At 32.5% G+C, this 24427-nt stretch carries 28 protein-coding genes and 2 tRNA genes; 15 read left to right on the top strand and 15 right to left on the bottom strand.

Translation table 11 applies throughout. The features are described from left to right. The first annotated feature begins 97 nt into the window (after positions 1 to 97). Entirely contained in the window at positions 98 to 1279 is a 1182-nt protein-coding gene (rpoD, locus tag HA148_RS02595) for an RNA polymerase sigma factor RpoD (RefSeq protein ID WP_209129932.1), read from the top strand. Positions 1280 to 1376: 97 nt separating this feature from the next. Beyond that, positions 1377 to 2327, top strand: coding sequence for a hydroxymethylbilane synthase (gene hemC, locus HA148_RS02590; RefSeq protein WP_209129930.1), 951 nt, complete (start codon positions 1377 to 1379; stop codon positions 2325 to 2327). Positions 2328 to 2333: 6 nt separating this feature from the next. Here the strand turns inward: hemC and HA148_RS02585 are convergent, their stop codons facing one another. Both HA148_RS02585 and HA148_RS02580 read right to left on the bottom strand, forming a co-directional pair. Next, on the bottom strand, positions 2334 to 2921 hold the full coding sequence (locus HA148_RS02585; protein WP_209129928.1) for an inorganic diphosphatase: 588 nt from the start codon (positions 2919 to 2921) through the stop codon (positions 2334 to 2336). Between the two features lie 63 nt (positions 2922 to 2984). Beyond that, positions 2985 to 4490 carry a carboxypeptidase M32 gene (locus tag HA148_RS02580; protein WP_209129926.1) on the bottom strand — a complete coding sequence of 502 codons (1506 nt, stop codon included), beginning with the start codon at positions 4488 to 4490 and terminating at the stop codon, positions 2985 to 2987. Between the two features lie 108 nt (positions 4491 to 4598). Between HA148_RS02580 and HA148_RS02575 the strand changes: the two genes are divergently transcribed. From HA148_RS02575 to HA148_RS02560, 4 genes are read left to right on the top strand one after another with little or no spacing between them, the layout of a single operon-like run. Further along, positions 4599 to 5054, top strand: a complete 456-nt coding sequence (locus tag HA148_RS02575) for a secondary thiamine-phosphate synthase enzyme YjbQ (protein WP_209129924.1) — start codon at positions 4599 to 4601, stop codon at positions 5052 to 5054. Between the two features lie 36 nt (positions 5055 to 5090). After that, entirely contained in the window at positions 5091 to 5381 is a 291-nt protein-coding gene (locus HA148_RS02570; protein ID WP_209129922.1) for a 4a-hydroxytetrahydrobiopterin dehydratase, read from the top strand. Between the two features lie 29 nt (positions 5382 to 5410). Continuing rightward, positions 5411 to 6499 carry a CobW family GTP-binding protein gene (locus tag HA148_RS02565; RefSeq protein ID WP_209129920.1) on the top strand — a complete coding sequence of 363 codons (1089 nt, stop codon included), beginning with the start codon at positions 5411 to 5413 and terminating at the stop codon, positions 6497 to 6499. Between the two features lie 26 nt (positions 6500 to 6525). Beyond that, positions 6526 to 8064, top strand: a complete 1539-nt coding sequence (locus HA148_RS02560; RefSeq protein ID WP_209129918.1) for an ABC transporter permease — start codon at positions 6526 to 6528, stop codon at positions 8062 to 8064. Here the strand turns inward: HA148_RS02560 and HA148_RS02555 are convergent. Genes HA148_RS02555 through HA148_RS02540 form a run of 4 tightly spaced genes read right to left on the bottom strand, consistent with a single transcriptional unit; the run spans position 8061 to position 11224 of the window. Next, entirely contained in the window at positions 8061 to 9017 is a 957-nt protein-coding gene (locus HA148_RS02555; protein WP_209129916.1) for a hypothetical protein, read from the bottom strand. The two genes, HA148_RS02560 and HA148_RS02555, sit on opposite strands and share 4 nt — an antisense overlap. Beyond that, positions 9014 to 10246 carry a nickel pincer cofactor biosynthesis protein LarC gene (gene larC, locus HA148_RS02550; protein ID WP_209129913.1) on the bottom strand — a complete coding sequence of 411 codons (1233 nt, stop codon included), beginning with the start codon at positions 10244 to 10246 and terminating at the stop codon, positions 9014 to 9016. Before larC ends, HA148_RS02555 begins: the two co-directional genes overlap by 4 nt. A 52-nt stretch (positions 10247 to 10298) precedes the next feature. Beyond that, on the bottom strand, positions 10299 to 10898 hold the full coding sequence (locus tag HA148_RS02545; protein ID WP_209129911.1) for a hypothetical protein: 600 nt from the start codon (positions 10896 to 10898) through the stop codon (positions 10299 to 10301). A 41-nt stretch (positions 10899 to 10939) separates the two neighbouring features. Then, positions 10940 to 11224 carry a hypothetical protein gene (locus HA148_RS02540; protein ID WP_209129909.1) on the bottom strand — a complete coding sequence of 95 codons (285 nt, stop codon included), beginning with the start codon at positions 11222 to 11224 and terminating at the stop codon, positions 10940 to 10942. A gap of 72 nt (positions 11225 to 11296) precedes the next feature. On the opposite strand from HA148_RS02540, the gene xth reads away from it, so the two are divergent. Together xth and hemL are read left to right on the top strand one after the other, a co-directional pair. Then, entirely contained in the window at positions 11297 to 12142 is an 846-nt protein-coding gene (gene xth / locus HA148_RS02535; protein ID WP_209129907.1) for an exodeoxyribonuclease III, read from the top strand. 226 nt (positions 12143 to 12368) lie between these two features. Beyond that, positions 12369 to 13670, top strand: a complete 1302-nt coding sequence (gene hemL / locus HA148_RS02530; protein WP_209129905.1) for a glutamate-1-semialdehyde 2,1-aminomutase — start codon at positions 12369 to 12371, stop codon at positions 13668 to 13670. Between the two features lie 70 nt (positions 13671 to 13740). Here the strand turns inward: hemL and HA148_RS02525 are convergent, their stop codons facing one another. The 5 genes from HA148_RS02525 to HA148_RS02505 all read right to left on the bottom strand — a co-directional run bounded on the left by HA148_RS02525 (position 13741) and on the right by HA148_RS02505 (position 17102). After that, on the bottom strand, positions 13741 to 14544 hold the full coding sequence (locus HA148_RS02525) for a prohibitin family protein (RefSeq protein ID WP_025894130.1): 804 nt from the start codon (positions 14542 to 14544) through the stop codon (positions 13741 to 13743). A 122-nt stretch (positions 14545 to 14666) separates the two neighbouring features. Beyond that, on the bottom strand, positions 14667 to 14864 hold the full coding sequence (locus tag HA148_RS02520; protein WP_209129903.1) for a hypothetical protein: 198 nt from the start codon (positions 14862 to 14864) through the stop codon (positions 14667 to 14669). Positions 14865 to 14890: 26 nt separating this feature from the next. Further along, entirely contained in the window at positions 14891 to 15388 is a 498-nt protein-coding gene (locus HA148_RS02515; RefSeq protein WP_075440493.1) for a YajQ family cyclic di-GMP-binding protein, read from the bottom strand. Positions 15389 to 15454: 66 nt separating this feature from the next. After that, entirely contained in the window at positions 15455 to 15967 is a 513-nt protein-coding gene (locus HA148_RS02510; RefSeq protein WP_209129901.1) for a DNA recombination-mediator protein A, read from the bottom strand. 25 nt (positions 15968 to 15992) lie between these two features. Then, entirely contained in the window at positions 15993 to 17102 is a 1110-nt protein-coding gene (locus HA148_RS02505; RefSeq protein WP_209129899.1) for a phosphotransacetylase family protein, read from the bottom strand. A 155-nt stretch (positions 17103 to 17257) separates the two neighbouring features. Between HA148_RS02505 and HA148_RS02500 the strand changes: the two genes are divergently transcribed. Continuing rightward, entirely contained in the window at positions 17258 to 17977 is a 720-nt protein-coding gene (locus tag HA148_RS02500) for an SDR family oxidoreductase (protein ID WP_209129897.1), read from the top strand. Between the two features lie 3 nt (positions 17978 to 17980). Here HA148_RS02500 and map read toward each other — a convergent pair whose 3' ends face one another. Beyond that, positions 17981 to 18820, bottom strand: coding sequence for a type I methionyl aminopeptidase (gene map / locus HA148_RS02495; RefSeq protein ID WP_209129895.1), 840 nt, complete (start codon positions 18818 to 18820; stop codon positions 17981 to 17983). Positions 18821 to 18915: 95 nt separating this feature from the next. Here map and HA148_RS02490 point away from each other — a divergent pair, with 95 nt between their 5' ends. The 6 genes from HA148_RS02490 (at position 18916) to gltX (ending at position 21754) form a co-directional block, all read left to right on the top strand. Next, positions 18916 to 19224 carry a PepSY domain-containing protein gene (locus HA148_RS02490; protein WP_209129893.1) on the top strand — a complete coding sequence of 103 codons (309 nt, stop codon included), beginning with the start codon at positions 18916 to 18918 and terminating at the stop codon, positions 19222 to 19224. Between the two features lie 32 nt (positions 19225 to 19256). Continuing rightward, positions 19257 to 19727, top strand: a complete 471-nt coding sequence (gene rplS / locus HA148_RS02485) for a 50S ribosomal protein L19 (protein WP_245151980.1) — start codon at positions 19257 to 19259, stop codon at positions 19725 to 19727. Positions 19728 to 19780: 53 nt separating this feature from the next. Further along, positions 19781 to 19853, top strand: a tRNA-Trp gene (locus HA148_RS02480). A gap of 35 nt (positions 19854 to 19888) precedes the next feature. Then, positions 19889 to 20083, top strand: a complete 195-nt coding sequence (locus HA148_RS02475; protein WP_002807701.1) for a hypothetical protein — start codon at positions 19889 to 19891, stop codon at positions 20081 to 20083. Positions 20084 to 20232: 149 nt separating this feature from the next. Next, positions 20233 to 20306, top strand: a tRNA-Asp gene (locus HA148_RS02470). A 17-nt stretch (positions 20307 to 20323) separates the two neighbouring features. Further along, entirely contained in the window at positions 20324 to 21754 is a 1431-nt protein-coding gene (gene gltX / locus HA148_RS02465) for a glutamate--tRNA ligase (RefSeq protein ID WP_209129891.1), read from the top strand. Here the strand turns inward: gltX and HA148_RS02460 are convergent, their stop codons facing one another. The 3 genes from HA148_RS02460 to tsaD form a co-directional block, all read right to left on the bottom strand. After that, the gene (locus HA148_RS02460) at positions 21755 to 22960 is read right to left on the bottom strand and encodes a cation:proton antiporter (RefSeq protein ID WP_209129889.1); all 1206 of its coding nucleotides are present in this window, start codon (positions 22958 to 22960) and stop codon (positions 21755 to 21757) included. A gap of 162 nt (positions 22961 to 23122) precedes the next feature. Continuing rightward, complete coding sequence (locus tag HA148_RS02455; RefSeq protein ID WP_209129887.1) at positions 23123 to 23299, bottom strand: high light inducible protein; 177 nt, start codon at positions 23297 to 23299, stop codon at positions 23123 to 23125. Between the two features lie 5 nt (positions 23300 to 23304). Then, positions 23305 to 24375 carry a tRNA (adenosine(37)-N6)-threonylcarbamoyltransferase complex transferase subunit TsaD gene (gene tsaD, locus HA148_RS02450; protein WP_209129885.1) on the bottom strand — a complete coding sequence of 357 codons (1071 nt, stop codon included), beginning with the start codon at positions 24373 to 24375 and terminating at the stop codon, positions 23305 to 23307. Positions 24376 to 24427: the final 52 nt, after the last annotated feature.

Raw genomic sequence — 24427 nt, 5'->3', positions numbered from 1 at the left:
TCTTTTACAAATTAATGGGGAAGTTTACTACTAAATGTACAAATTAGCCCTAAATAAAATTTTATCTAGTTAAATTCACCGTAGAAAGGAGTAAATCATGTGTCCAGTAGCAGCAGAATCAAAAAATTCCAAGCCTAGCTCAAAAAAAAAGATTAATAAAAAAATTAATACTAATTTAGAAACAGTAGTTGAAGAAAAAAATAATATAGAGAGCCAAAATTTTCAGGCATCCTCTGATTTAAGGGAAAGCGGAATAGAAACCAATAATGAATTTAGTGATTCTGAAGATGAAGAAAAAGGCATTGGTAACATAAAGCTTGGGCCAAAAGGTATTTACACTGAAGATTCAATAAGAGTTTATCTACAGGAAATTGGAAGAATTAGACTTTTAAGACCAGATGAAGAAATTGAGCTTGCAAGAAAAATTGCTGATTTACTCCAACTAGAAGAGCTGGCAACTCAATATGAGTCAGAAAAAGGACATTTCCCATCTGTTAGAGAATGGGCCGAGTTAATAGATATGCCTCTTCCCAAATTTAGAAGAAGACTCCTCTTAGGTAGGAGAGCTAAAGAAAAAATGGTTCAATCAAATTTAAGATTAGTTGTTTCCATTGCTAAAAAATATATGAATAGAGGTTTATCATTTCAAGATTTAATACAAGAAGGAAGTTTGGGTCTAATTAGGGCAGCTGAAAAATTTGACCATGAAAAAGGTTATAAGTTCTCTACGTATGCAACTTGGTGGATTCGCCAAGCCATTACAAGAGCAATAGCGGATCAAAGTAGAACTATTAGATTGCCAGTTCACTTATACGAGACAATATCCAGAATTAAAAAAACTACAAAAGTTCTTAGCCAAGAATTTGGCAGGAAACCTAGTGAAGAAGAAATTGCTGAGAGTATGGAAATGACAATTGAAAAATTAAGATTTATAGCTAAAAGTGCACAACTTCCTATTTCTTTAGAAACTCCAATAGGGAAAGAAGAAGACTCAAGACTCGGAGACTTTATAGAGGCTGATATAGAAAATCCAGAGCAAGATGTTTCTAAAACTTTATTGAGAGAAGATTTGGAAGGAGTTTTAGCCACTCTTAGTCCGAGAGAAAGAGATGTCCTTAGATTAAGATATGGAATTGATGATGGAAGGATGAAAACTCTTGAAGAAATTGGCCAAATTTTTGATGTAACGAGAGAGAGAATTAGACAAATAGAGGCAAAAGCCCTCAGAAAACTTAGACATCCCAATCGAAATGGGGTTTTAAAAGAATATATAAAATAAAAAAAGTTAAGTATAGTATTCAGCTTTAAAAACTTGCAAAAGAATAGCTTAAAATAAATTCGACTTTATTTTTAATTCAAACTCAAAATAATATTTAATGACTAATTTTAAGCTGAAAATAGCTAGTAGAAGAAGTAAACTAGCAATGGTTCAAACTTTATGGGTTAAAGATCAACTAGAAAGGAATATTCCCAATTTAGAGGTATCTATAGAAGCTATGGCAACCCAAGGTGACAAAATCCTGGATGTAGCCTTAGCAAAAATAGGCGACAAAGGCTTATTTACAAAAGAACTTGAAGCACAAATGCTTGTAGGCCATGCTGATATAGCAGTACATTCTCTGAAAGATTTACCAACCAATTTGCCAAGTGGCCTTAAATTAGGATGCATTACAAAAAGGGAAGATCCTGCAGATGCTTTAGTAGTAAGCAAAAAAAATGACTGTTATAAATTAGAAACCTTACCTGAAGGTTCGATAGTTGGAACAAGCTCTCTAAGAAGACTTGCACAATTAAGAAATAAGTACCCACATCTTGTTTTCAAAGATATCAGGGGAAATGTTATTACAAGAATTGAAAAGTTAGATGCTGGAGAATTTGATTGTATAATTCTTGCGGCCGCTGGTTTAAAGAGATTAGGCTTTGAATCAAGAATTCACCAGATTATACCAAGTGAAATTTCCCTTCATGCTGTTGGCCAAGGAGCGTTAGGCATTGAATGTAAATCTGATGACAAAAAAGTTTTAGAAATTATAAATGTCTTAGAAGATAAACCCACTAGTCAAAGATGTCTGGCAGAAAGGGCTTTTTTAAGAGAGCTTGAAGGTGGATGCCAAGTCCCAATAGGTGTTAATAGTAAAATTGATAATGGACAACTTTACCTTACTGGTATGGTAGCCTCTCTTGATGGAGAAAGGCTTATAAAAGATCAAGTTATTGGAAATATTAATGACCCTGAACTGGTAGGCATAGAACTAGCAAAGAGACTAAAACTTCAAGGTGCCGACAAAATACTCAGCAAAATATTTGAAGAATTTAGAGAAAAATAAAATTAGTTAATTTACTAATTTAGGATCAATTTCTTTTTTGTATCTCTCTTCACAATCTTTAATCACTTTTACAGCTTCTTCTATCCCAAAAAAACCATTGACAGTACATGTTCCTGGTTTTTTTAGATCTTTGTAGTGCTCCCAATAATACTTTGTTTCTTTTAACCAATGATCTCCAAGGTCTTCATAACTTGAGATATGATCCATTCTTTTATCATCCGCGAGAACCGCTATTACCTTATCATCGACCTCTCCACCATCATCAAATTTCATCACCCCTATAATCCTTGCTTCCACAATAGATCCGGGTATCAATGGCTCAGTTACGCCAACAATTTCTACATCAAGTGGATCTCCATCTTCATCCCATGTCCTTGGAATACATCCATAAGCAAAAGGATACGCAAGTGATGAATAACCTACCCTATCAAGTTTAAGATGGCCCGTTTCTGTAATTAATTCATATTTATTTATGGTATTAGAATTCAATTCAACAATAGTATTTATTATTGTATTTGTGCTATCAGTGAAAGCATTTAGTATGTGCAATAAATTTGGGGTAACCCTGCTTGGGGGCTGATTTAGATTTGCCATCAAGAAATTATTTTTGTTTATCTTACATCCTCACACCTAACCAAATTCTTCAAAAGTAATGTTTCAGCAAAAATCATTTATTTTAGACCTTAAATGATTAATAAAATAGTTTGGCGATAGTTCTTCATTAGTTACAGCTCTTACCAACTCCATACAATTAACTGATCTGCCATATTTATGTATATTATTTTTTAACCAAAAGATGATCTTTTGATATTCACCATTTTCAATTAAGTTGTCAATCAAACCTATGTCTCTTTCCATTTGAGAAGATATTTGCGCACTTATAACATGTCCTAACAAATATGAGGGGAAATATCCAAACGCTCCTTCACTCCAATGAACATCTTGAAGACAGCCTTCTGAATCATTAGATGGTTTAATTCCTAGTAGTTCATCATATCTTTTATTCCATTCTATTGGAATATCTTCAGCAGGTAACCCTCTTTCAATTAAATCTATTTCAAGTTCGGTTCTTATTAATATGTGTAAGCCATAAGTCAATTCATCCGCTTCAACCCTATTTAATCCTGCTTCCAAATGATTAATAGATTTCCATAGTTCTAAATAATTATTAAGAGAACATCCAGCTGAAACAAATTTTTTAAAAAATCTTTTTGAAAAAGATTTGGATTTAACTATTCTATTTTCCCAAAATAAAGATTGACTTTCGTGAATACCCATAGAGGTTGCTTGACCTAAAGGCCAAGCAAACCATTGATGACTTTGAGATGGCAAACCCTGCTCATAAATAGAATGCCCCCACTCATGCGCAGTTGCTAAAAAACTTGATAATGGTTCACCTTCAACAATTCTTGTCGTAATCCTATAATCATTAGGCCCTAATGTAATCGAAAAAGGATGGGGAGATTTACCAACAACAACTAGATCTTTATCTCTCCCAAACTCATCAAGTAATTTTGAACATAACTCATGTTGAGATTCTGGACTTAAATCCCAATGATTTTTTTGGGACTTGTTAGTTGCTCTAATCAAGCCTGGGATGGTTTCTTTCAAAGGTTGAAAAATTTTATTCAACCATTTCAAATTTAATTCAGGCTCAAAGGGTTGGGCTAATGTCTCCCAAGGTGAACATTGAATAGATATTTGTTTTGCCTCTTCAATTCGCAATTTAACTAATTCTTCAAAGAAAGGAAGAAAAATTTTAAAATCTGATTTTTCCTTAGCTTCTTGCCAGCTTTCATACCCTTTAGATTTTGCCTTTGCTAGAGACTCAACTAATTTAGGATCTAAATTTCTTTCTCTATTAAACTCCTTCAATAAAAGACTAATATTTCTTTCTTTATCTTTTATTAAAAGTTGATTATCGGAATTTAGTTCAATATCTGCTAGTTCATTTTTAGCAGATTGTATTAAATTAGAAAATTCCTCGGAAGAATTTCTTTCATGTAATACTTTTGCAATATAAGTAAGTTGTTCAGACCTCCAAGAAGCACCTTTCTTTGGCATTCCAGTATTCTGATCCCAATAAAGTGTATTTTGGATTGAACCTAATATTTGTGTTTCTTTAAGGTAAGCACCCAGCTTATTCCAATGAGTTTCAGCCAAAGATTTAAATGGAAATTAAATTTATCTTAAGATAAAAATTTTAATGTCTGCAGTAAAAAATGCATCTTTATCCATAATAGGATATTGATTAATTAAGTTTTCACTTATATGGAACAAATATTTTCAAAATTAAAATTCATAACCCATGGCGAGGGTTTTATTGATATCACATATGATTTAAATTTATATGTTGAAAAAAATAATTTTCATTCTGGAATTTTAAATTTAACTTCACTTCATACAAGTTGCAGTTTAACTATTAATGAGAACGCAGATCCAAATGTACTTAGGGACCTAAAAAAGTATATGCAATCGATAGTTCCCTATGATTCCTACTTAACCTTATCAAAAAATAGAGAAGAAATATCCTATAAACATTATCAAGAAGGGGCTGACGATATGCCAGCACATATCAAAACATCCCTAACAAACACTTGTTTATCTTTGAGTTTTCAAGACGGAAAAATTATGCTCGGCACATGGCAAGCAGTTTATTTATGGGAACATCGATTTGATCAAAAGGAAAGAATCATAAATGTACACATAATTGGTGAGAAAAAGTGAGCTACTTATAATGTAATAAGTCAGATTTCTTATTTAATGGAACCCTACATTTTGCAAGATGAAGAATTGAATGAATTAGTTGTCAAAATACCTGGCTGGGAAATTAAATCAAAACAAATCCGAAGAGAATTTAACTTCGCTAATTTTATTGAAGCCTTTGCTTTTATGACTAAGGTTGCTTTAATCTGTGAAAAATATAATCATCATCCTAACTGGGAGAATGTTTATGCAAAAGTAATAATTAAATTAAATACACATGATCTAGGAGGTATTACAAATCTGGATCAAACATTAGCTTCGGAAATCAACAAAATTTTCGATCAATAAAAATATAAACTTGTTTTCAACTATTCAAAATGTCTAAAAATTTATTGCCAGTTACTATTATTAGTGGATTTTTAGGTTCTGGCAAAACTACACTTCTGAATCATATTTTAAAAAATCAAGTTGGTATTAAAACAGCTGTTTTAGTTAACGAATTTGGAGAGATCGGAATAGATAATGACTTAATAATAGAAGGCTCAGAAGATATGATCGAATTAAATAATGGATGTATATGTTGCTCTATCAATGGCGAATTATTAAATACCGTATCCAAAGTTTTAGAAAGAGCTGAAAAATTAGACTATTTAATTGTTGAAACAACTGGATTAGCAGATCCATTACCAGTAGCCATGACTTTTGCAGCTGGTGATCTTAGAGAAAAGGTAAGATTAGACTCGATAATCACTGTCATTGATGGAGAAAATTTTGATTTTGAAATTAATAATACAAGCATCGCCTATTCTCAAATTTTATACGGAGATATCCTTCTTCTAAATAAATCTGATTTAGTAGATGAAAAACAATTAAAGAAAATAGAGGAGTTTATAAATAAAATAAAAAAAGAACCAAGGATTTTGAGATCAACTAATAGTGAAGTTGCATTACATACAATAATGAGCGTGGGTCTATTTGAGACGGATACTTTTGAATTCGAGAAAAATAAAAAAAATATAGAACAAAATTCCCACGATCACTCTTCTCATTCCCACGATCACTCTTCTCATTCTCACGATCACTCTTCTCATTCCCACGATCACTCTTCTCATTCCCACGATCACTCTTCTCATTCCCATGATCACTCTTCTCATTCCCACGATTTGATTAATAATATCGAGGGTTTTACCTCAGTTTCATATGAGACATTTGAACCATTTTCTTTAAGGAAGTTTCAATATTTCTTAGATAATCAAATCTCACAAAATGTATTTAGAGCAAAAGGAATATTATGGTTTATGGAAAGTGAAAGAAAACATATTTTTCACCTATCTGGAAAGCGGTTTTCTCTAGATGATGAGGAATGGACAAAAGAAAAATCTAACAAGATAGTATTAATTGGGAAAAACTTAGATCACCAAACTATTAAAAATCAACTGTCATCATGTAGATTTAATTCAGATTAGAGTTCATATTAGGATTTAATTAATTTTTGAAAATACGCATTAAAGGGTTTAAAAAAACATTAACAGAATTAAATTTTCTTTATTTCATTTCGTTTATTGTTTCACTTTTAGTAATCATTCCAATTTCCAATTTTCTTCTAGAGGGAATTGATTACATTGTTAGTGGAAATTTTTCATTAGGTATTGCTGGAGGAGAAGAGGTATTAGGCACTTTAAAAGTTCTAATACTGACAAGTTTTTTTGGTGGCGGGTTAGGAACTTTGAATGGATGGTTACTTTCAAATTGTGATTTTAAGTTCAGAAAAGTTCTCCGTATTTGTCAGCTAGTTCCACTAGCTGCCCCAGCATATTTAATAACAGCTATTTTGCAGGATTTAGGAAGTATTTTTGGGTATCAAGTAACTGGTTTATGGTGGGGGGTATTAATACTTTCAATTTCTACTTATCCATATGTATTCATTCTTGCTAACGAAAGTTTTAATAAATTTGGAGTTAATCAAATCAATGCTAGTAGAGGATTAGGAGTAGGGCCTTGGAGCAGCTTCTTTAAAATCGCTTTCCCAATGGCGTTACCAGCACTAATAACAGGAATAAGTTTAATGTGTATGGAAGTAATGAATGAGTTAGGTACATTTGCATTATTAAACATACCAAGTATTTCTACTGGTATAGCTGAAAATTGGATAATTGAAGGTAATCCAAAAAGTGCTATTGGACTATCTTTGGTTGCCTTATTAATAATTTTCACTTTAATTATTTTCGAAAAGTTATCAAGAAAGAAATCAAAGAGGTGGAGTGAAAATCCTGCATCAAAAGATTCTCAAGGATGGGAATTAAACAAAACTAAAGCTTTTTTAGCAATAATCATATCTTTATTTCCTCCAATTTTCTCTTTTGGGATTCCATGTTTTTGGGTTCTACTCAATATAGATCTAATTCAAAAAGGGTTATCTATAGAATTACTTAGCCTATCATTAAGGACCATAAGTCTAGGACTTTTAACTGCATTAATAGCGATGCTATTCTCCTTAATAATTTCTTTAGTCAGACGCCCAAATAAAAGCTTTTTACTAGGACTAATAACAAATCTTGCGGGAATAGGTTACGCAATCCCAGGTACTGTATTAGCTTTATCTTTAATAAGCATTTCTTCTTCAAAATTTAATTTTATTGCTATTTGCTTACTGATTTGGGGTTATCTAGTCCGATTTCTAACTATCTCTAAGGGTTCTATTGATTCAAGTCTTGAGAGAATTTCTCCTAGTCTTGATGAAGCAGCACTTGGACTAGGAGAGAATTGGCTTGGGATTATCAAAAGAATTCATCTACCTCTTCTCCAAGGGCCAATATTCGTAGGATCACTTTTAGTTTTTGTTGACACGATAAAAGAATTACCCATAACCTTTATTTTAAGACCATTCGATTTCGATACATTATCTGTGAGAATATATCAATATGCTGGAGATGAAAGAATGGTAGAAGCAATATTCCCGGCCATTCTTATCATGACTTTAGGCCTTATTGCATCAATGACATTGATACCAAGTTTAGAGAAAAAACACTAAATTTTTTTAGACACTTTTCTTATTAAGAAAGGTAAGCTTAACAACAAATCTGCCGAGGTAGATATAACCCTAAAATAAACTAAACTTATAAGAATTATATGTTCTGGAATACTTTTGCCAACAAATAAAAGGAGGCAAGCCTCAAAAACGCCAACTCCTCCTGGAGCTGCTGGGACTACCAAGCCTATGGACCATGACAAAGAAAAAATTACTAATAAAAATATGATATTCAGGGTATTACTTGTATAAAAACTATTTAAGCAAATATAAAACCCAATAAATTTAGATAAAACAAAACCAATTTCAAGAAATAAAGCTCTAGAAGGGAAAAAAGAAACTACATTTATTCTCTCTTCAAATTGGCCCTTTGAATTTGGAAGTCTCAAAACCTTAAATACTTTCCCTTTAAGAGCCCCTATTCTTTCTAAGACAAGATAAATTAATTTCCTGTTTAAAAATACTAGAGGAAAAATTAAAAAAAAATAAATTGGTGAAAAAATTAATCCCAGCGATGCCAATAGAAAAGATCCACTCAACATAAAATAAGGTTCAATAAGAGTGGAATACAAAGCGATCTGAGTATTACTTATTTTTTTTATAAAATTAAATCTTTCTACAAAATGCCAAATTCCTCCTGGAACGTATTTAAGAATATTAGTTAAAACATAAAAAGAAACTAGATTATTACTTTTAAACTCTTTCCCGAACCATTTAACAATATATTTCCATGCATAAGCGTTCAGGTAAATACTTAAAACACAAAATAAAAATGATAAAGATAGATTAATTCCATTTCTTTTAAAATCTATATCAAAAGAAATTTGCTCAATATTATAAAAAAAATAGATGCAAAAATATAATAGGCTTGAAATAAAAAAAATACTCTTTAAACAACCTAAATTAATTTTTTTAAGGAATTTGAAATATGGTTGATTTCTTGTATTAAATCTCATTTCCAGTTTTCAAATGCTTTAAATTTTTTACTTGACTCTTTTATAACTTTTCTTATTTCATAAGTTGATATTTTATGCTTTAATTTTAATCTCAAAACCTCATCATTTTCTGGTTTCATATTTATTGATCCATCGGGGTTCAAAGTTTGTTTAACTTTTATATTTCCAAATTTCGTTAAACATTCTCCTCTACGTCTAAGTAATATCCACCTAGATTGGGTCCTTTCACGAACCCCAATAGTGCTGGAATAATCAAACCATAATCGCCTAAAAAATTCTTTTTTCTCAATGGGCAAGATTACTTGAATAGAAAATCCAATCCTATTTTTTTTCATATTGATAGCTTGATAGGAAACGTCGTAAGCCCCCTCAATTCTCAGTGTCTCCACAAAATTAGATATGTCTTCAGGTGTTTGATCATCAATCCATGCTTCTTGAATAGATATCTCTTCACACTTTGGACTAATTTGTTCATTATCGTTAATAGAATAACTTTTAAATGAAGTAATTTTATAAACTCTTACCAAATTAGGGAATGGGAATTTTAGGTTACCTATTCCTACTCCATAAGAGTTAACAGAAAATTTTAAAGGAGGTTCTAGATCGTCGACTAAATTAGCAATTAAAGCAATACCAGTTGGTGTTGAGAGTTCGCCCTCTGTTAGGTCACGATTTGATAAAACCTTAATATTTTTTTGTCTTATTAGCTCTATTACCGCTGGAGGTGGTATGGATAATTTTCCATGTTCAGTTTGAACAAAACCTTTCCCCAACATTGGTTCATTACAATATACCCTCTTTGGATTTAAGTAATTCAATGCAGCACATACCCCAATGATATCCACCAATGAATCTATAGCTCCAATTTCGTGAAAATGAACATCATCACATTTAATGCCATGAACTTTTCCTTCTGCAATTGCTAAAGATTCAAATACTTCATAAATTATTTTTTTTAATTTATCTTCTAAGTGGCCATTTAAAATAAGTTCCTTAATACTTCTCCAAGTTCTTTTACTGGGACTACAATCAATATTCTCAACCTTTGCCTTAATGCCTCGGATTGAACAACTTTTTGATTCCATAAAATCTAGTTGATATAAATCCTTTAATCCAAGATCAATAAGTGGCTGTTCAATAACTTTTTTAGGAACCCCTAAATCATAAAAAGCTCCTAACAACATATCTCCAGAGATACCAGGAGAACATTCAATTAAAACATCATCCATAAATCAAAGATTTCTTAACTAGTAAAATTGCGGTGGAAATCAACTTTTCATTCTAGTTATTTTGAGAAAGGTTTTTTTCAATCACTTCGTACTTTATTAGTTTCAAAGAATTTCCATCTCTGTTGATATCTAAACTTACAAAGCTATGGAGAAGTTCGAGAGAAAGCTCTCCTTTTATGACTAATTTAAAATTTTTATTTTTTAAATTTTTTGACTTAATAGCAGGACAAATTTTAATAACAATTTCTTTATTTTGAGTGTTGACATAAACTAATTCTCCTCTAACAGAAAAATAATTATCTTTTAAATCTAATTCTTCTAATAATTTTGAGAAGTTAGTTTTTGAAGAATCTTTAGGGAAATCATTCAGTTTGTAGGGATCCCAGATACCTGCAACCTGTAAATGCAAGTTTTGAGTATTTTTATTCTTTGGATAAACAATCCAATAGTAACTTTTCTTTAAATCAATATGTTTTTTTAAAAGTGATAAGGCTTTACCTAGTACTACTGTTTCAATTTTTTCGTCTTTATTGTCGATTAAAAAGCCTCTATTTAATTGCTCACTACTAAGGGGAGTAAATTTGCCATTAATAATACCGATTGCTCTATGCTGTAATTGGTTAGTAACTTTTGGGATAGGGTTTTTTAACATACTTAAAAATTTGGAAATAACAATTTATCGCATTAAATTTCTTAATTTCCCTCCAAACTATTAAAGGACTTTAACGCATCGTCAATTGCATCAGAAGGATCAGTCGCATCATTCATACTATTTTGTCTCCGAATCATTTCCACAAGTTCAAAAGGATTAGTTGGAAGAACTGAACCATCTTCTTCTGTTTTAGTTGAGGAATCAATTTCTAATTCTTCAAATAAATATTCAGCATTTAGATAACCACCTTTAAAAGAAATTAATAAAGTAAAAAGAATTACAATATTTATTGGTATAGGCAGGCTTTTGCAAAAATAATCTTTCATTTTATTTAATTTCAAAATTCTTTAATACAAAAAAATTTTTGCTAGTTTAATTTTACATAATTTGGTAGAAATTTGTTAATAGCAACTTGGAATGTTAACTCTATAAGAACCAGACTTTCACAAATTATAGATTGGATTAATAAAACCAATCCAGATATTCTATGTTTGCAGGAAACAAAAGTGATGGATGATAGCTTCCCTATTGAACCTTTTGAAAAATTAGGATACTCAGTAGAGGTCTACGGACAAAAATCATACAATGGTGTAGCTATTATTTCTAAATTAAAGCCAGAAAATGTAAAAAAAGGATTTTACGGTTGTACCAACTTTGATCAAAATATCGGAATTTTCCTAGATCAAAAAAGATTGATTTCTGCTGATATTAATGGTATTAAAATCATAAATGTTTACGTGCCAAACGGTTCTTCTCTAGAATCTAGTAAGTTCGAGTACAAAATTAATTGGTTAAATTGTTTATCTTCATTTTTGGATGACCAAGAAAAAAAAGGAACATTAATGTGTCTTATGGGCGATTTTAATATTGCTCCGTCTAACTTGGATATTAATGATCCAAAGAAATATGAAGGTGGAATAATGGCATCTGAGATAGAGAGAAATGCACTAAATAATGTTCTGAAAAAAAGATTAATAGATTCGTTCAGGATTTTTGAACAAAATACTGGCCATTGGAGTTGGTGGGATTACCGTAACAACGCATTTGAATTAAATAAGGGTTGGAGAATAGACCATATATATATCAGCAAAGAACTTTCATCAAAACTAAAAAGTTGTGTCATAGACAGCTCACCTAGGGGTAATTTGCGTCCAAGTGATCATGCCCCAGTAATGATAGATCTTAACTTAAACGACATAAATGTAGATTTTTTTGAGGATGAGGATAATTTCTTCGAAATATAAATAAAATAAATTAAATTTCATTTATGCCTGAAAAAGCTTATTAATAAAGAGTTATCTAAAGGAAAATTGTTTTTTATCATGATTTCTTTAAAATTAATAATTTACAATCCAAACTATCGCAATAAAAATATCATAATGTAGAATTTCAATCTGATTGACAAAGTTTTTACTTATTTCTAATTTAGAACATGACAAGATTTTTCTTAAAACATCATTTAGCTAAATTGTGACTGACATATTAAATTACACAAACTCTGAAGAAATTTTCTCTGCAGCCCAACAACTAATGCCAGGAGGAGTTAGCTCCCCAGTAAGAGCTTTTAAGTCTGTAGGTGGCCAGCCAATTGTTTTTGATAGAGTCAAAGGCCCTTTCGCTTGGGATATTGATGGAAATAGATATATTGACTATATAGGGAGTTGGGGGCCGGCTATATGTGGACATGCCCACCCTGAAGTTACAACGGCATTACAGGAAGCAATAGAGAAAGGCACGAGCTTTGGCGCTCCATGCGTTCTAGAGAACAAACTTGCTGAAATGGTAATAGATGCAGTCCCATCTGTAGAAATGGTTAGATTTGTTAATAGTGGAACTGAAGCATGCATGGCTGTTTTGAGACTCATGCGAGCATTTACTGGGAGAGATAAAGTTATTAAATTTGACGGTTGCTATCACGGTCATGCAGATATGTTTTTAGTGAAAGCAGGGTCTGGTGTAGCCACTCTGGGTTTACCAGATTCTCCAGGTGTTCCACGGACAACAACTGCCAACACACTTACTGCACCCTACAATGACCTTGAAGCAGTAAAAAAATTATTTTCAGAAAATCCTGATGCCATTTCGGGGGTTATACTCGAGCCTATTGTTGGTAATGCTGGATTTATTACTCCAGAACCTGGATTCTTAGAAGGATTAAGAGAATTAACCACTGAGAATGGATCCTTATTAGTTTTTGACGAAGTAATGACTGGATTCAGAATAAGTTATGGAGGCGCTCAAGAAAAGTTTGGGGTTACTCCTGATTTAACTACACTTGGGAAAGTAATTGGTGGAGGCCTGCCTGTTGGAGCCTACGGAGGCAAGAAAGAAATAATGTCAATGGTAGCGCCTTCAGGACCGGTATACCAAGCAGGTACTTTAAGCGGCAATCCTCTCGCAATGACTGCTGGAATAAAAACTCTTGAACTGCTCAAACAAGATGGTACGTACGATAAACTTGATTCAACAACTTCTAGATTAATTGATGGGATAATTCAGTCTGCAGAAAATAACGGTATCGCTATCAATGGTGGAAGTGTAAGTGCTATGTTTGGATTTTTCTTATGCGAAGGGCCCGTGAGGAACTTTGATGAAGCTAAAACAAATGATGCCGAACTTTTTGGTAAGTTACATAGAGAAATGCTTCGAAGAGGAATTTACCTAGCGCCGAGTCCTTTTGAAGCTGGTTTCACATCACTAGCTCACAGCGAAGAAGAAATTGATAAAACTATTGAGGCTTTTGACGAATCTTTCAATGCAATAAAAAGATAATAAATTACTTGTAATCATTAAAGAAAAAAAGTAGATGATTAAAACTTTAAGAAGGATTTTTTCAAAATAATTATCTTCTACCACCAACTATTACTGGTGGACTACCTCCTTCTGAGCCTGGCAAGCCAGGGACTACTTGTGTACTTCCATCCCATTTGTCGAGGAATAATTTGAAAAGTACCTGATCGTCGAGGCTTCTATTTAATGTCTCATATCTAAGTGCTTCTTGTTCAGCAATTTCAACCTCTGTCTTTGCTCTTAGTAATTGCTGACCAGCTATTTGCTTTTGTTCAATCGCAGCTCTATATTCTTCAGCAATCTCTAATCCAGTTAAATCTAGACTTTTAACATCTACATAATCGAATGAATTTAGTTCTTGTGCCACAGTATCGCCTACCTTCTCAGAGATTACTGCGAATTCAGTAGCAATTGTTTCTAGCTCGTATTGAGAAAAGACTGATTTTAGAGCTTTTAACAAAGATGGCTGAACAATTTTCTGATAAACATCGCTATTTCTACTTGCAATTGTTGCGAAAATTCTTCCTGCTTCATTGGGTTTTACTGAATACTTAACAGTAGCTGTAGCCCTAATAACTTGAAGATCTTTAGTTAAAGTTTCAAATTTTTCGGGTTGAACTTGAGTTTTTATATCAAATGGATATACAGACTGAACAAATGGGAGTTTAAAGTTTAAACCAGCTCTCCTTGACGGGCCACTTACTTTGCCTAGTGTTGTGACGACCGCGACTTGTCCAGAAGGTACAACAAATAGAGATTGTGTTAGCAAAAGAAAGCCAGTAAAAGACAATACAATCAATAATGTTGCTGTCCCACCAGGACCTGTTGGTGTTACATTTTTAAAGGATGTTGACATTAAATTTTATCTTTATAATTAATCATATTTAAATAGATTAATTAGTGCATTAATAAGACATTTAATTAAAATATTTTTTTAATAATTGTCAAATTTAATATAGATATTTTTCAGCAGATATTTTATTTAAATTCTCGCAAAAGTTTTAAATAAAGGTCCTCATCTATTTCCCTGATGTCATATTCAGAGGGTAAAACACCATGCTTATGCTCATGAACCGCCATCCAACAAAATTTCTCTATTTCTTCTTTTGAAAAACGAGGATATTCTTTTACTTTCTTAATCAGTGATTTAATGAGAGATTCTGAATGATCTGCCATATTTGAAAATAATCTTACTAAAGATTTTATCTAAAGTTATTAGCTTTTAGAGGAATGTTCAAAGACTCTTCCAACTCACTAACAAGCTTAATTGCTAATTGAAGATCATTTTTGCTCTTACTAGCTACTCTGAGTGTTTCTCCATTGATGCTGACATTAATTTTTTTTATTTGATCTCTGATATTTTTACTTATTTTTTTTGCGATTTCTTGTTTAATTCCTTGTTTTAATAAAATTGTCTGTTTAATTCTATTACCACTAACCATTTCAATTTCACCGTAGTCAAATATTTTTAGAGATAAGTTTCTTTTTATTGCCTTTTGTCTAATTATGTCATTTACAGCATTTAAGGTTAGTTCGCTATTGGTGATTATAAAAATATTTTCTTTATCTAATTCAACTGAGGTATCTGTGCCCTTCAGATCATAACGCTGAGAAATTTCTCTTTTTACTTGATCCAAAGTGTTGACTAATTCCTGTCTATCAAAATCAGAAACTACATCAAATGAAAAACTTTCTGCCATAGTTAATTATTAAACGCTAAATATTATTAGCATAAATTATCTTTTAGTAAGGGCAAATGAATTAATTTAATCGAAAAATAACAAACTAACCACTTTTCCCATTTCTTCCGCGCATCTACAACTATTGAGCAAAGTTTCACTATCGTGAAAGGCAAAGCATATTAATTGATCGCACCTAGTAATAATTTCTTGATTACAAAGACTACTTGCAAGTGGTAAAGGTAATTCATCATTTTCACTTTTTTCAACCAAATGTATAACTCTCTCTAGTTGATCCTTTATTTCGGGTATTTGTCTATCAAGACTTTGTGGTAATAAAACAGTTAATAATGATGGATTAATATCTAATACCGCTCGAATGACAGCTGCATTTACACCTTGAGATCCAGAAGTAAGGATATTATGTCCTTCCTCTGCTAAAGACCTTGCTATCAACTCAATTAAATGGATATCGACAACCGGTACGTGTCTACTCCCCAAAAAAGCAATTCTCCTTTTCCCATTATCTTGGAGTTTTGCAAGTTCTTGAGCTAAGGCATCAACGCCTTCAGTGGCGGGTAGATCTAAAGAGCGACTCAAAATAATAAAGTTCCTATATTTGAAATTAGCATTTATCTAAAAAATTGCAGGGAAAATCTATCTTTTCCAGAATTCTTTCTAGATTTACATGCTCTTGAACTAATTGAATAGCATAAGAAGCTTTAATTGATTCATGTATTCTGACATGTCCAAAAGCTTGTTCAATAATTTCTACGGTAGAAAGAGTATCTAATTCCACCTTTAAAATTGGCACCTCCAATTCCTCCGCTCTATGAATCAATTGTGACAAAGGGTCCCCTAAACCAGTTAAAATTAGGCATTGAGTCGAAGCCTCCAAAGCAGCGAGTTGGATATCAGTTCTATCAGCTCCAGTAACTACAGCCATATTCCTTCTTCTTCTGAAAAATTCCATAGCAGAATTCACCCCCATTGCACCAATACTTAATGTTTCAACAAGTAATTGATCTTTTTCAGGACAACAAATTACTTGGGCATCTAGTCTTCTTACAAGCTCACCGACGGTGACACTTCTAAGAAGTGGTGATTTCGGCATCACCCCAAATACTTCAATATTCAGATCTTCAAGTGAAGGTATTATTTCATTTTTAACTTTTTCGACTTCTTGCGGCACAACTCCGTTCAATACAACTCCAGCCAATTTCTCACCTAATTGTTTTTTCGCATCAAGTAATGCATCCACACTTTTACAATCTTCCCACAAATTCACAATTAAAACTTTCGCATCTAAATCCTTAGCTAGTTGTGGGAGACTTAAGCCATAAATCATACCTTCATGAAGACTTCCAGCAGCCTCTAAAATATTAAGACCTTCAAAATCATCACTAACCAATGCTTCAATTTGATCAAAACCTTTTCCTGGGAGCAAGTCTTTATTGAAGATTCTTTTTTCAGCTGATATATTATCCAATAATCCTACTGAAGAAATTAAATTCTCCTCTTCGATATTTAATGTAGATCCAATAAACTTAACATCGTCATCTATTAATCCTTCATAAGACATTGAAGGTAGATTAGTAAGTTCAATACATGTTGCTAGGGGTTTTCCTATGCGTACTTTTTTTTTCTTCTGTAAAAGTTTTTTTGCTATCCCAAGAACCATTGCAGACTTACCACTAAATGGCTCACAAGAACCAATTAATAATATATCGCTCATAATTAGTAAAATTATTTATCAATAGGTTTAAGATAATATTTTTTCTAGAACTAAACAAACATTTATTTATGAGTTTTAATCAAATAAAAAAAAGAAATAATCTTTTTTTGGTAAATTTATTTTAATTCTTTGGTATCTCATAAAAATCAAGCAAAATGGTAAATTCAACCAAAAACGAAAAAACGATAGGGATTACTGGAGCCTCAGGTGCGCTAGGGAAAGAACTTACAAAGTTATTTCGTAAAAAAGGATATAAAGTGATTGGATTTACTCATAGTAAAACTAATTATGAAACAAATCTTGAATCTCCAAATGAATGGATTAAATGGGAATGTGGGGAGGAGTCGTCATTAAAAAAACAATTAGAAAAGATAGATATTTTAATTTTGAATCATGGCATTTATGATTTGAGTAGAGAAAATTCCAATTATGAAAACTCGATAGAAATAAATGCATTAAGCAAATTCAAATTTTTGAATTTATTTGAAGATGTTGCTCTAAAAAATGATTCTCTAGTAAAAAAAGAGGTATGGATAAACACATCTGAAGCAGAAATATTACCAGCATTAAATCCGTCATATGAGATTAGCAAATCCCTTATTGGGAAATTAGTTTCTTTCAAAAAAAATCTTTTAGACAACAATACAAAGAAAAAATTAATAATTAAAAAAATCATCTTAGGGCCTTTTAAATCAGAACTAAATCCTATTGGAATAATGAGTCCAAAATTTGTTTCTGAAAGAATGTATGATTTAGCTAATTCAAAAAATTATTTAATAATCATTAGTCCAAACCCATTAACTTACCTGCTTTTCCCATTGAAAGAATTTTTTAATTTTTTGTATTGCCAAATAATCTATAAATACAAATCTTAGTGTCTAGAAATCTCTATCTGTCAATATTTCAATACCATCTTTTAAAACAACTATTGTATGCTCCCATTGGGCCGATAATTTTCCATCTTTTGTTATTACGGTCCATCTATCATTTAATGTTTTGCAAAATTTAGTCCCTTCATTAACAATAGGTTCCACAGCTAATGTCATTCCTTCACGAAGGACGACATTGGGCAACTCCTTAGTCCTGAAATTAAATACCGATGGTTCTTCATGAAGATTTCTTCCAACTCCATGACCTGTATAGTCTTCCACAACACTAAAGCCATTTTTTAAAACAGTATCTTCAATTTCCCCAGCCACATCTAGAAGTGTATTACCTGCTTTGATTTTCGAAAGACCTGCATACAATGCTTTATAAGCTACATCGCTAAGTTTTTGAGCCTTTGCACTAACTTCTCCTACACAAATTGATATACAACTATCTCCATGGAAGCCATCTAAATATGCCCCTGTATCAATTTTAACCAAGTCACCATTTTTAATTATTTTATTTTTATTTGGTATTCCATGAACAACCTCATTATTGATACTAGAACAAATACTAGAAGGGAATCCATGATAGCCCTTAAAACTTGGAACAGCTCCAAAACTTTTTATTCTCTTTTCTGCGAAATCATCTAAATCTTTTGTACTCATTCCAGGTTTAATTAAGTCATTAATTTCCCTCAAAACAGTTGCTACAATCCTGCTAGATTTTTTCATCAAATTTATTTCACGTGAAGACTTTATTTCAATTCCTCTTCTCCTCTGAATAAAAGGAACTTGATCATTAGCCTTGGAATTATTTTTATTTAACAAAAGATCTGCAAAATGTCTCATTGGAATAAATAATAGTATTAGGAAAATATATTCAAAATAGCCTTTATGGTCTTGGCTACTTTAAATCTATCAATAACAATGGGGAAGAAACAAAAATGAAAAGTTTTTTTAATTCTAGGCAATTTCATAAGGCTTTGGCGCCTTGGGTTTTTCTTCCATTATTTATATCTTCAATTACAGGTCTTCTATATAGGGTTTCAAAAGATTTACTAGGTTACTCTAGAGAACAAGTTCATTGGTTAATGTCTCTCCATGAGGGCGAATGGCTTGGAGATAATGGAGAACTTATATACGTAATATTGAATTCCCTTGGAGTTTTATGGATGGTCGTAACAGGATTCCAAATGTTTTCAAAAACAATTTCATTTACCAAAAAGGTTACTAAAGGCGAGTCAAAAGGTTAAGATATAAAACTTGTAGGACAATAAAGACCAAAATGGCTAAAGAGAAACAAGAGAAGAAATTAGAAACCGGTATTAAAGCTGATGCATCAGTTGATGTAGCAGTTGAACAAAAAGAAAAAAACACGGTTTCTGAGACTACACAAACCTTGAGCGCATCAAACCTTATTAAGGAATTTGAGAATGAACAATTAAAAAAAGAATTACCTGAAATATATGTTGGGGACACTGTTAAAGTTGGAGTAAAAATTACAGAAGGTAATAAAGAAAGAGTCCAACCTTATGAAGGTGTTGTCATAGCAAAAAGGCATGGAGGTATTAACCAGACTATTACAGTTAGAAGAATTTTTCAGGGTATAGGCGTTGAAAGAGTATTTATGCTACATAGTCCACAGGTTGCCTCTCTAAAAGTTGAGCGTAGAGGTAAAGTAAGGAGAGCTAAGTTATTCTATCTAAGAGATAGAGTAGGAAAAGCTACTCGCGTAAAACAACGCTTTGATCGATAAAGTTGTAAATTAATCAACTTATTGGTCACAAAGACGCTTATAATTACCTAAATGCGTCGTTAGTTCAGTTGGTAGAACGCAGGTCTCCAAAACCTGATGTCGGGGGTTCAAGTCCTCCACGACGCGTTTGATCAACATTTTGTAAATCATTTTTTCATAAGATGGAGTTAGATCTTCAACCTGGGGACGTAGTAAAAGTCCTCGAATCAGCAGCTTTAGGATGGGTTCGTGCAAGAGTCATCAGAGTTAAGTCTGGTGGAAGAGTAGTCGTACAAAGTGACCAAGGCAGAGAATTTACCGCTAGAGGCAATCAAGTTAGGTTGATAGAACCTGCAGGTTTTAGACCTCAAAAATAAATAGTTGCTTAAATTAAGCCAGTTGAAAAACTAATTATTTCTGTAAATCCTCAAATTAATAAATTTTTTTTATTACAACCCCATAAATTAAGTATTATGATCTGATAATTTTATGAATGAAGTTCTAAATAAACTTAGAACAAAACTCTGGGACCGTAGTTCAACTGGTTAGAGCACCGCCCTGTCACGGCGGAAGTTGCGGGTTCGAATCCCGTCGGTCCCGTTTTTTCTAAAAGAAATTTGGAAAAACGTTTAAGACTAGCCCCGAGTCCAACGGGTTTATTCCATATTGGGACAGCGCGAACAGCATTATTCAACTGGTTGTATGCACAAAAAATAGGTGGAAAATTTCTTATCAGAATAGAAGATACAGATTTTCTTCGATCTAAATCTGAATATACAAAAAATATATTAGATGGCTTGAAATGGCTTGGACTTAAATGGGATGAAGAACCTATAAATCAAAGTAACCGAATTTCGATTCACAAAAGTTATATCAAAAAGCTATTGGAATGTGGAGCTGCATATAGGTGCTTTACAACAGAAGAAGAGATATCTGAATTAAGAGAAGAACAAAAAAAGAAAGGATTACCTCCAAAGCATGATAATAGACACAGAAATCTTTCAAAAGAAGAGATCGAAACATTCATATCCCAAGGAAGGACTTCAGTAATAAGGTTTAAGATTGATGAAAAGATTGAAATTAAATGGGTTGATCAGATAAGAGGCGAAATAAAATGGCAAGGTAAGGACTTGGGTGGTGATTTAGTTTTGTCAAGAAGGGCTAAGGGATATGAAATTGGAGATCCTTTGTATAATCTTGCAGTTGTAATTGATGATAATTTCATGAATATTACTCATGTTGTAAGGGGTGAAGACCATATCTCGAATACTGCAAAACAAATATTGATTTATAAAGCATTAAATTTTAATTTGCCAACTTTTTCGCATACACCCTTAATACTAAATAGCGAAGGGAAAAAATTATCTAAGAGAGATTGCGTTACTTCAATAGACGAATTTCGAGAAATGGGATATTTACCTGAGGCCTTATCGAACTATATGGCATTTTTAGGTTGGTCTCCAAAATCTGCCGACAGAGAAATTCTTTCACTTGAAGAGATATCTGAAATTTTTGAATTATCAGATATAAATAAAGCTGGAGCTAAATTCAGTTGGGAAAAACTCAACTGGATTAATTCTCAATATATAAAAAATATGGAATCAATAGAGTTAAGTAAGACAATGAGGAAATACTGGGATGATGCTGGTTGGGTGCCTCCATCTCAAGAATGGGCTTATAAATTAGCAATTTTGCTTAAAGACTCTATGACTCTTTTAAAAGATACAATTGATCAATCAAAACCATTTTTCTTAATTCCTCCAATTCAAAAAGAAGGTAAAGATTTTCTGAAAAGCAAGGATACCAAACTATCTCTTGAACTAATCTTAAATTTTTTAATTGAGGGAAATACCATAAAACTAAATAAAGAGAGAGCCAAAGAAATACTAAACGAAATCTCAAAAATGCATAATATTAAAAAAGGGATATTAATGAAATCATTAAGAGTAGCCTTTTTTGGATCTCTCAGTGGGCCAGATTTGATTCAAAGTTGGGAGCTTTTCGCAGAGAGTAAAACTGATAGAACCCGAATTGAAAGATGCCTTTAATCAATCTAAATTATTTTTTTGGCCTAGTTCAAGCCTATTAGCTAATGGTTTAGCTGAAAGACCTTGTATTCCTACTGTCAGCAATATAGTAAGGAAAACTAGACCTTGAAGACGGCCAGCTCCAAGAATACCAGCCTGCTCTAATCTGATAGAAAAAAGTGAAGCTACAGCTGCTGTAACAATACCTCTTGGGGCTAACCAGGCTAAAAATATTTTTTCTTTTAAGTTCAATTCTCTTCCCATTGTTGCTATCCAGATAGAGATGGGGCGAACAATTACCATCAACATAAAAACGCAAACAACCCCTCCCCATCCAAGCGGACTTAATTCACCCCAAGAAACATCAGCGGCCAAAAGAGGGAAAAGAACAGTTATTGCTAATTGGGCTAATTCACCTATTAGATTATCCAATCTCTCCTTATCTATAACTTCTCTTTTACCTACAATAAAACCTGCTGCGACTGAGGCCGGCAAGCCTGATTCTGGTAAAAAATATTCGCAAATTCCATACACAAGGAAAATAAATCCAAGGGTAACTTGAAGCTCTATGCCAAATGAGGCTTCATTTTTTATTTTTTTTAAAATTTCTGATAGTAACCATCCTGCACTTAATCCGATTAAGACTCCACCCCCTAATCTTTGCATTAATGCTATAAATACATCGTTAATCCCACGAAGGTCCCCTAAAGTCAGTTCTAAAAGTAGTAATGCTAGTACTGCACCAATCGGTTCAAGTAACAACCCCTCAGCTTTTAAAACTTCCGAGAGTGGGGAAGCTAATTTTATTTGTTCCACTAATGGAGAGACAACTGTTGGTCCAGTAGCTAGAACTATGGCACTATATATTCCTGCGACTTGCCATGAGAGGCCAGCCAGCCAATGAGCAATAAAAATTCCAGCTGATAAAGAAATAAAAAGTCGTACCAATGAAATTTTCAAAACTGTATTTCTTATATTCCCCTCAGGCAGTTTTAAATTTAATCCTCCTTCAAAAAGAACCAAACAGACCAAAAGCCCCACAATAGTTTCAAGTCCCTGCCCGAGATCTAAAGGTTCAACAAGTCCTAATCCTGATCTTCCGATGAATAATCCAGAAAGTAATAAAATTACAACACTTGGGAATCCTGTAAAAGAGGAAAATAATCGAGCGCAAGCACCTGCAAATACAGTTATCCCCCAAAGTAATCCAAGCCTTTCAGGCGTCATATAAAATTATAAATAATAAAAATATTAATTATTTTGATTAAATCAATAATCTTATCTCAAGTCCAATAAATACAATACTTTTTAATTTAATTAATCAGTTGAAGAAGGGGAATTTCTATTAAATCTTTCAAAACTACTTTTTAAAAATGAATCTTATTTCTATTAAGAAAGCTGGCTTATTAAAGCAATAATTATAAATATAATTCCAATACCAACAGTTGCCATCCTTCCATTCCATATTTCAGCTTGAGGGGTAAATCCTCTTTTCCACAAATTCAGTTCCTTTTTATCAACAAAGTTTTTTGTTTCTTTAATCTCGATTTTAGGTTGTTTGTTCATTGAAATTAGAAAGGAGGGTTTTCTTCATAAAGGGTGTTTGCTTGTTCAATTGATAGTCTTGCTGCGACACCTAGTTTAAGGGAACTTAAATGATCCTTAAATTTGATTCTGAACAAAGCCGCCGCTCCAATCATTGCCGCATTATCTGTACAAAGATCAAGCGGAGCTAAATGAACTTTAATAGATTTTTTACTAGCTTCATTAATCATCATTTTTCTTAATGTATTGTTAGCAGCCACTCCTCCAACCACAACAACATTATCCAAGCTATGATCCTCTGCGCATTTTATTGTTCTCTCTACCAACACCTCTGCCACTACTCTCTCAAAACTTGCAGCGATATCTGGAATTGGAACTGTCTTCCCATCCAAATTTATTCTCTCAACTAATCTCAATACGGCAGTTTTTAGACCACTAAAAGAGAAATCATATTTGAGAAATCCACCTTTTTTATCAGATATCTTGCATTTTGGTAAATTAAATTTCATTGGGTCCCCATTTTTAGCAATCTTTTCTATTGCCGGTCCTCCTGGATAACTAAGACCTAATAGTCTGCCAACTTTATCAAATGCTTCTCCAGCAGCATCATCAAAACTTTTACCTAATCTTTGCATCCCCCTTCTATCATCAACCTTAATCAATTCAGTATGCCCACCGCTAACAAGTAATGTAAGAAAAGATTTCTTTGGATAGTTTTCTGAAAATAGAATTGAAGATAAATGCCCCTCCAAATGATGAATCCCCAAAAATGGTTTTGAATGTAACATGCAAAGTGATCTTGCAGTAATTGAGCCAACTCGTAAACAACCAACTAATCCAGGAGCTACAGTTGACGCAATGTAATCGACTTCCTCAATTTTAATCTTTGATTCTTCCAAAGCCTTATCTAAAACAAAAGGTAATAACTCTAAATGCTTTCTAGCTGCAAGTTCAGGCACAACTCCTCCCCATTTTGAATGATCTTCAATTTGAGAGGCAACTATATTTGAATGTATTCTAAAAGTATCGCCAATATTGGAAACTATTGAGACAGATGTCTCATCACAACTTGTTTCAATAGCTAAAACTTTATGCATTTTTGATTCAACTTGTCTTATTTTAATATTAATTTCTTACTTAACACACTAT

The sequence above is a fragment of the Prochlorococcus marinus XMU1405 genome (assembly GCF_017696275.1).
GTDB classification, from domain to species: Bacteria; Cyanobacteriota; Cyanobacteriia; order PCC-6307; family Cyanobiaceae; genus Prochlorococcus_A; species Prochlorococcus_A marinus_AB.
This window is presented reverse-complemented; position numbering and strand designations above follow the sequence as displayed.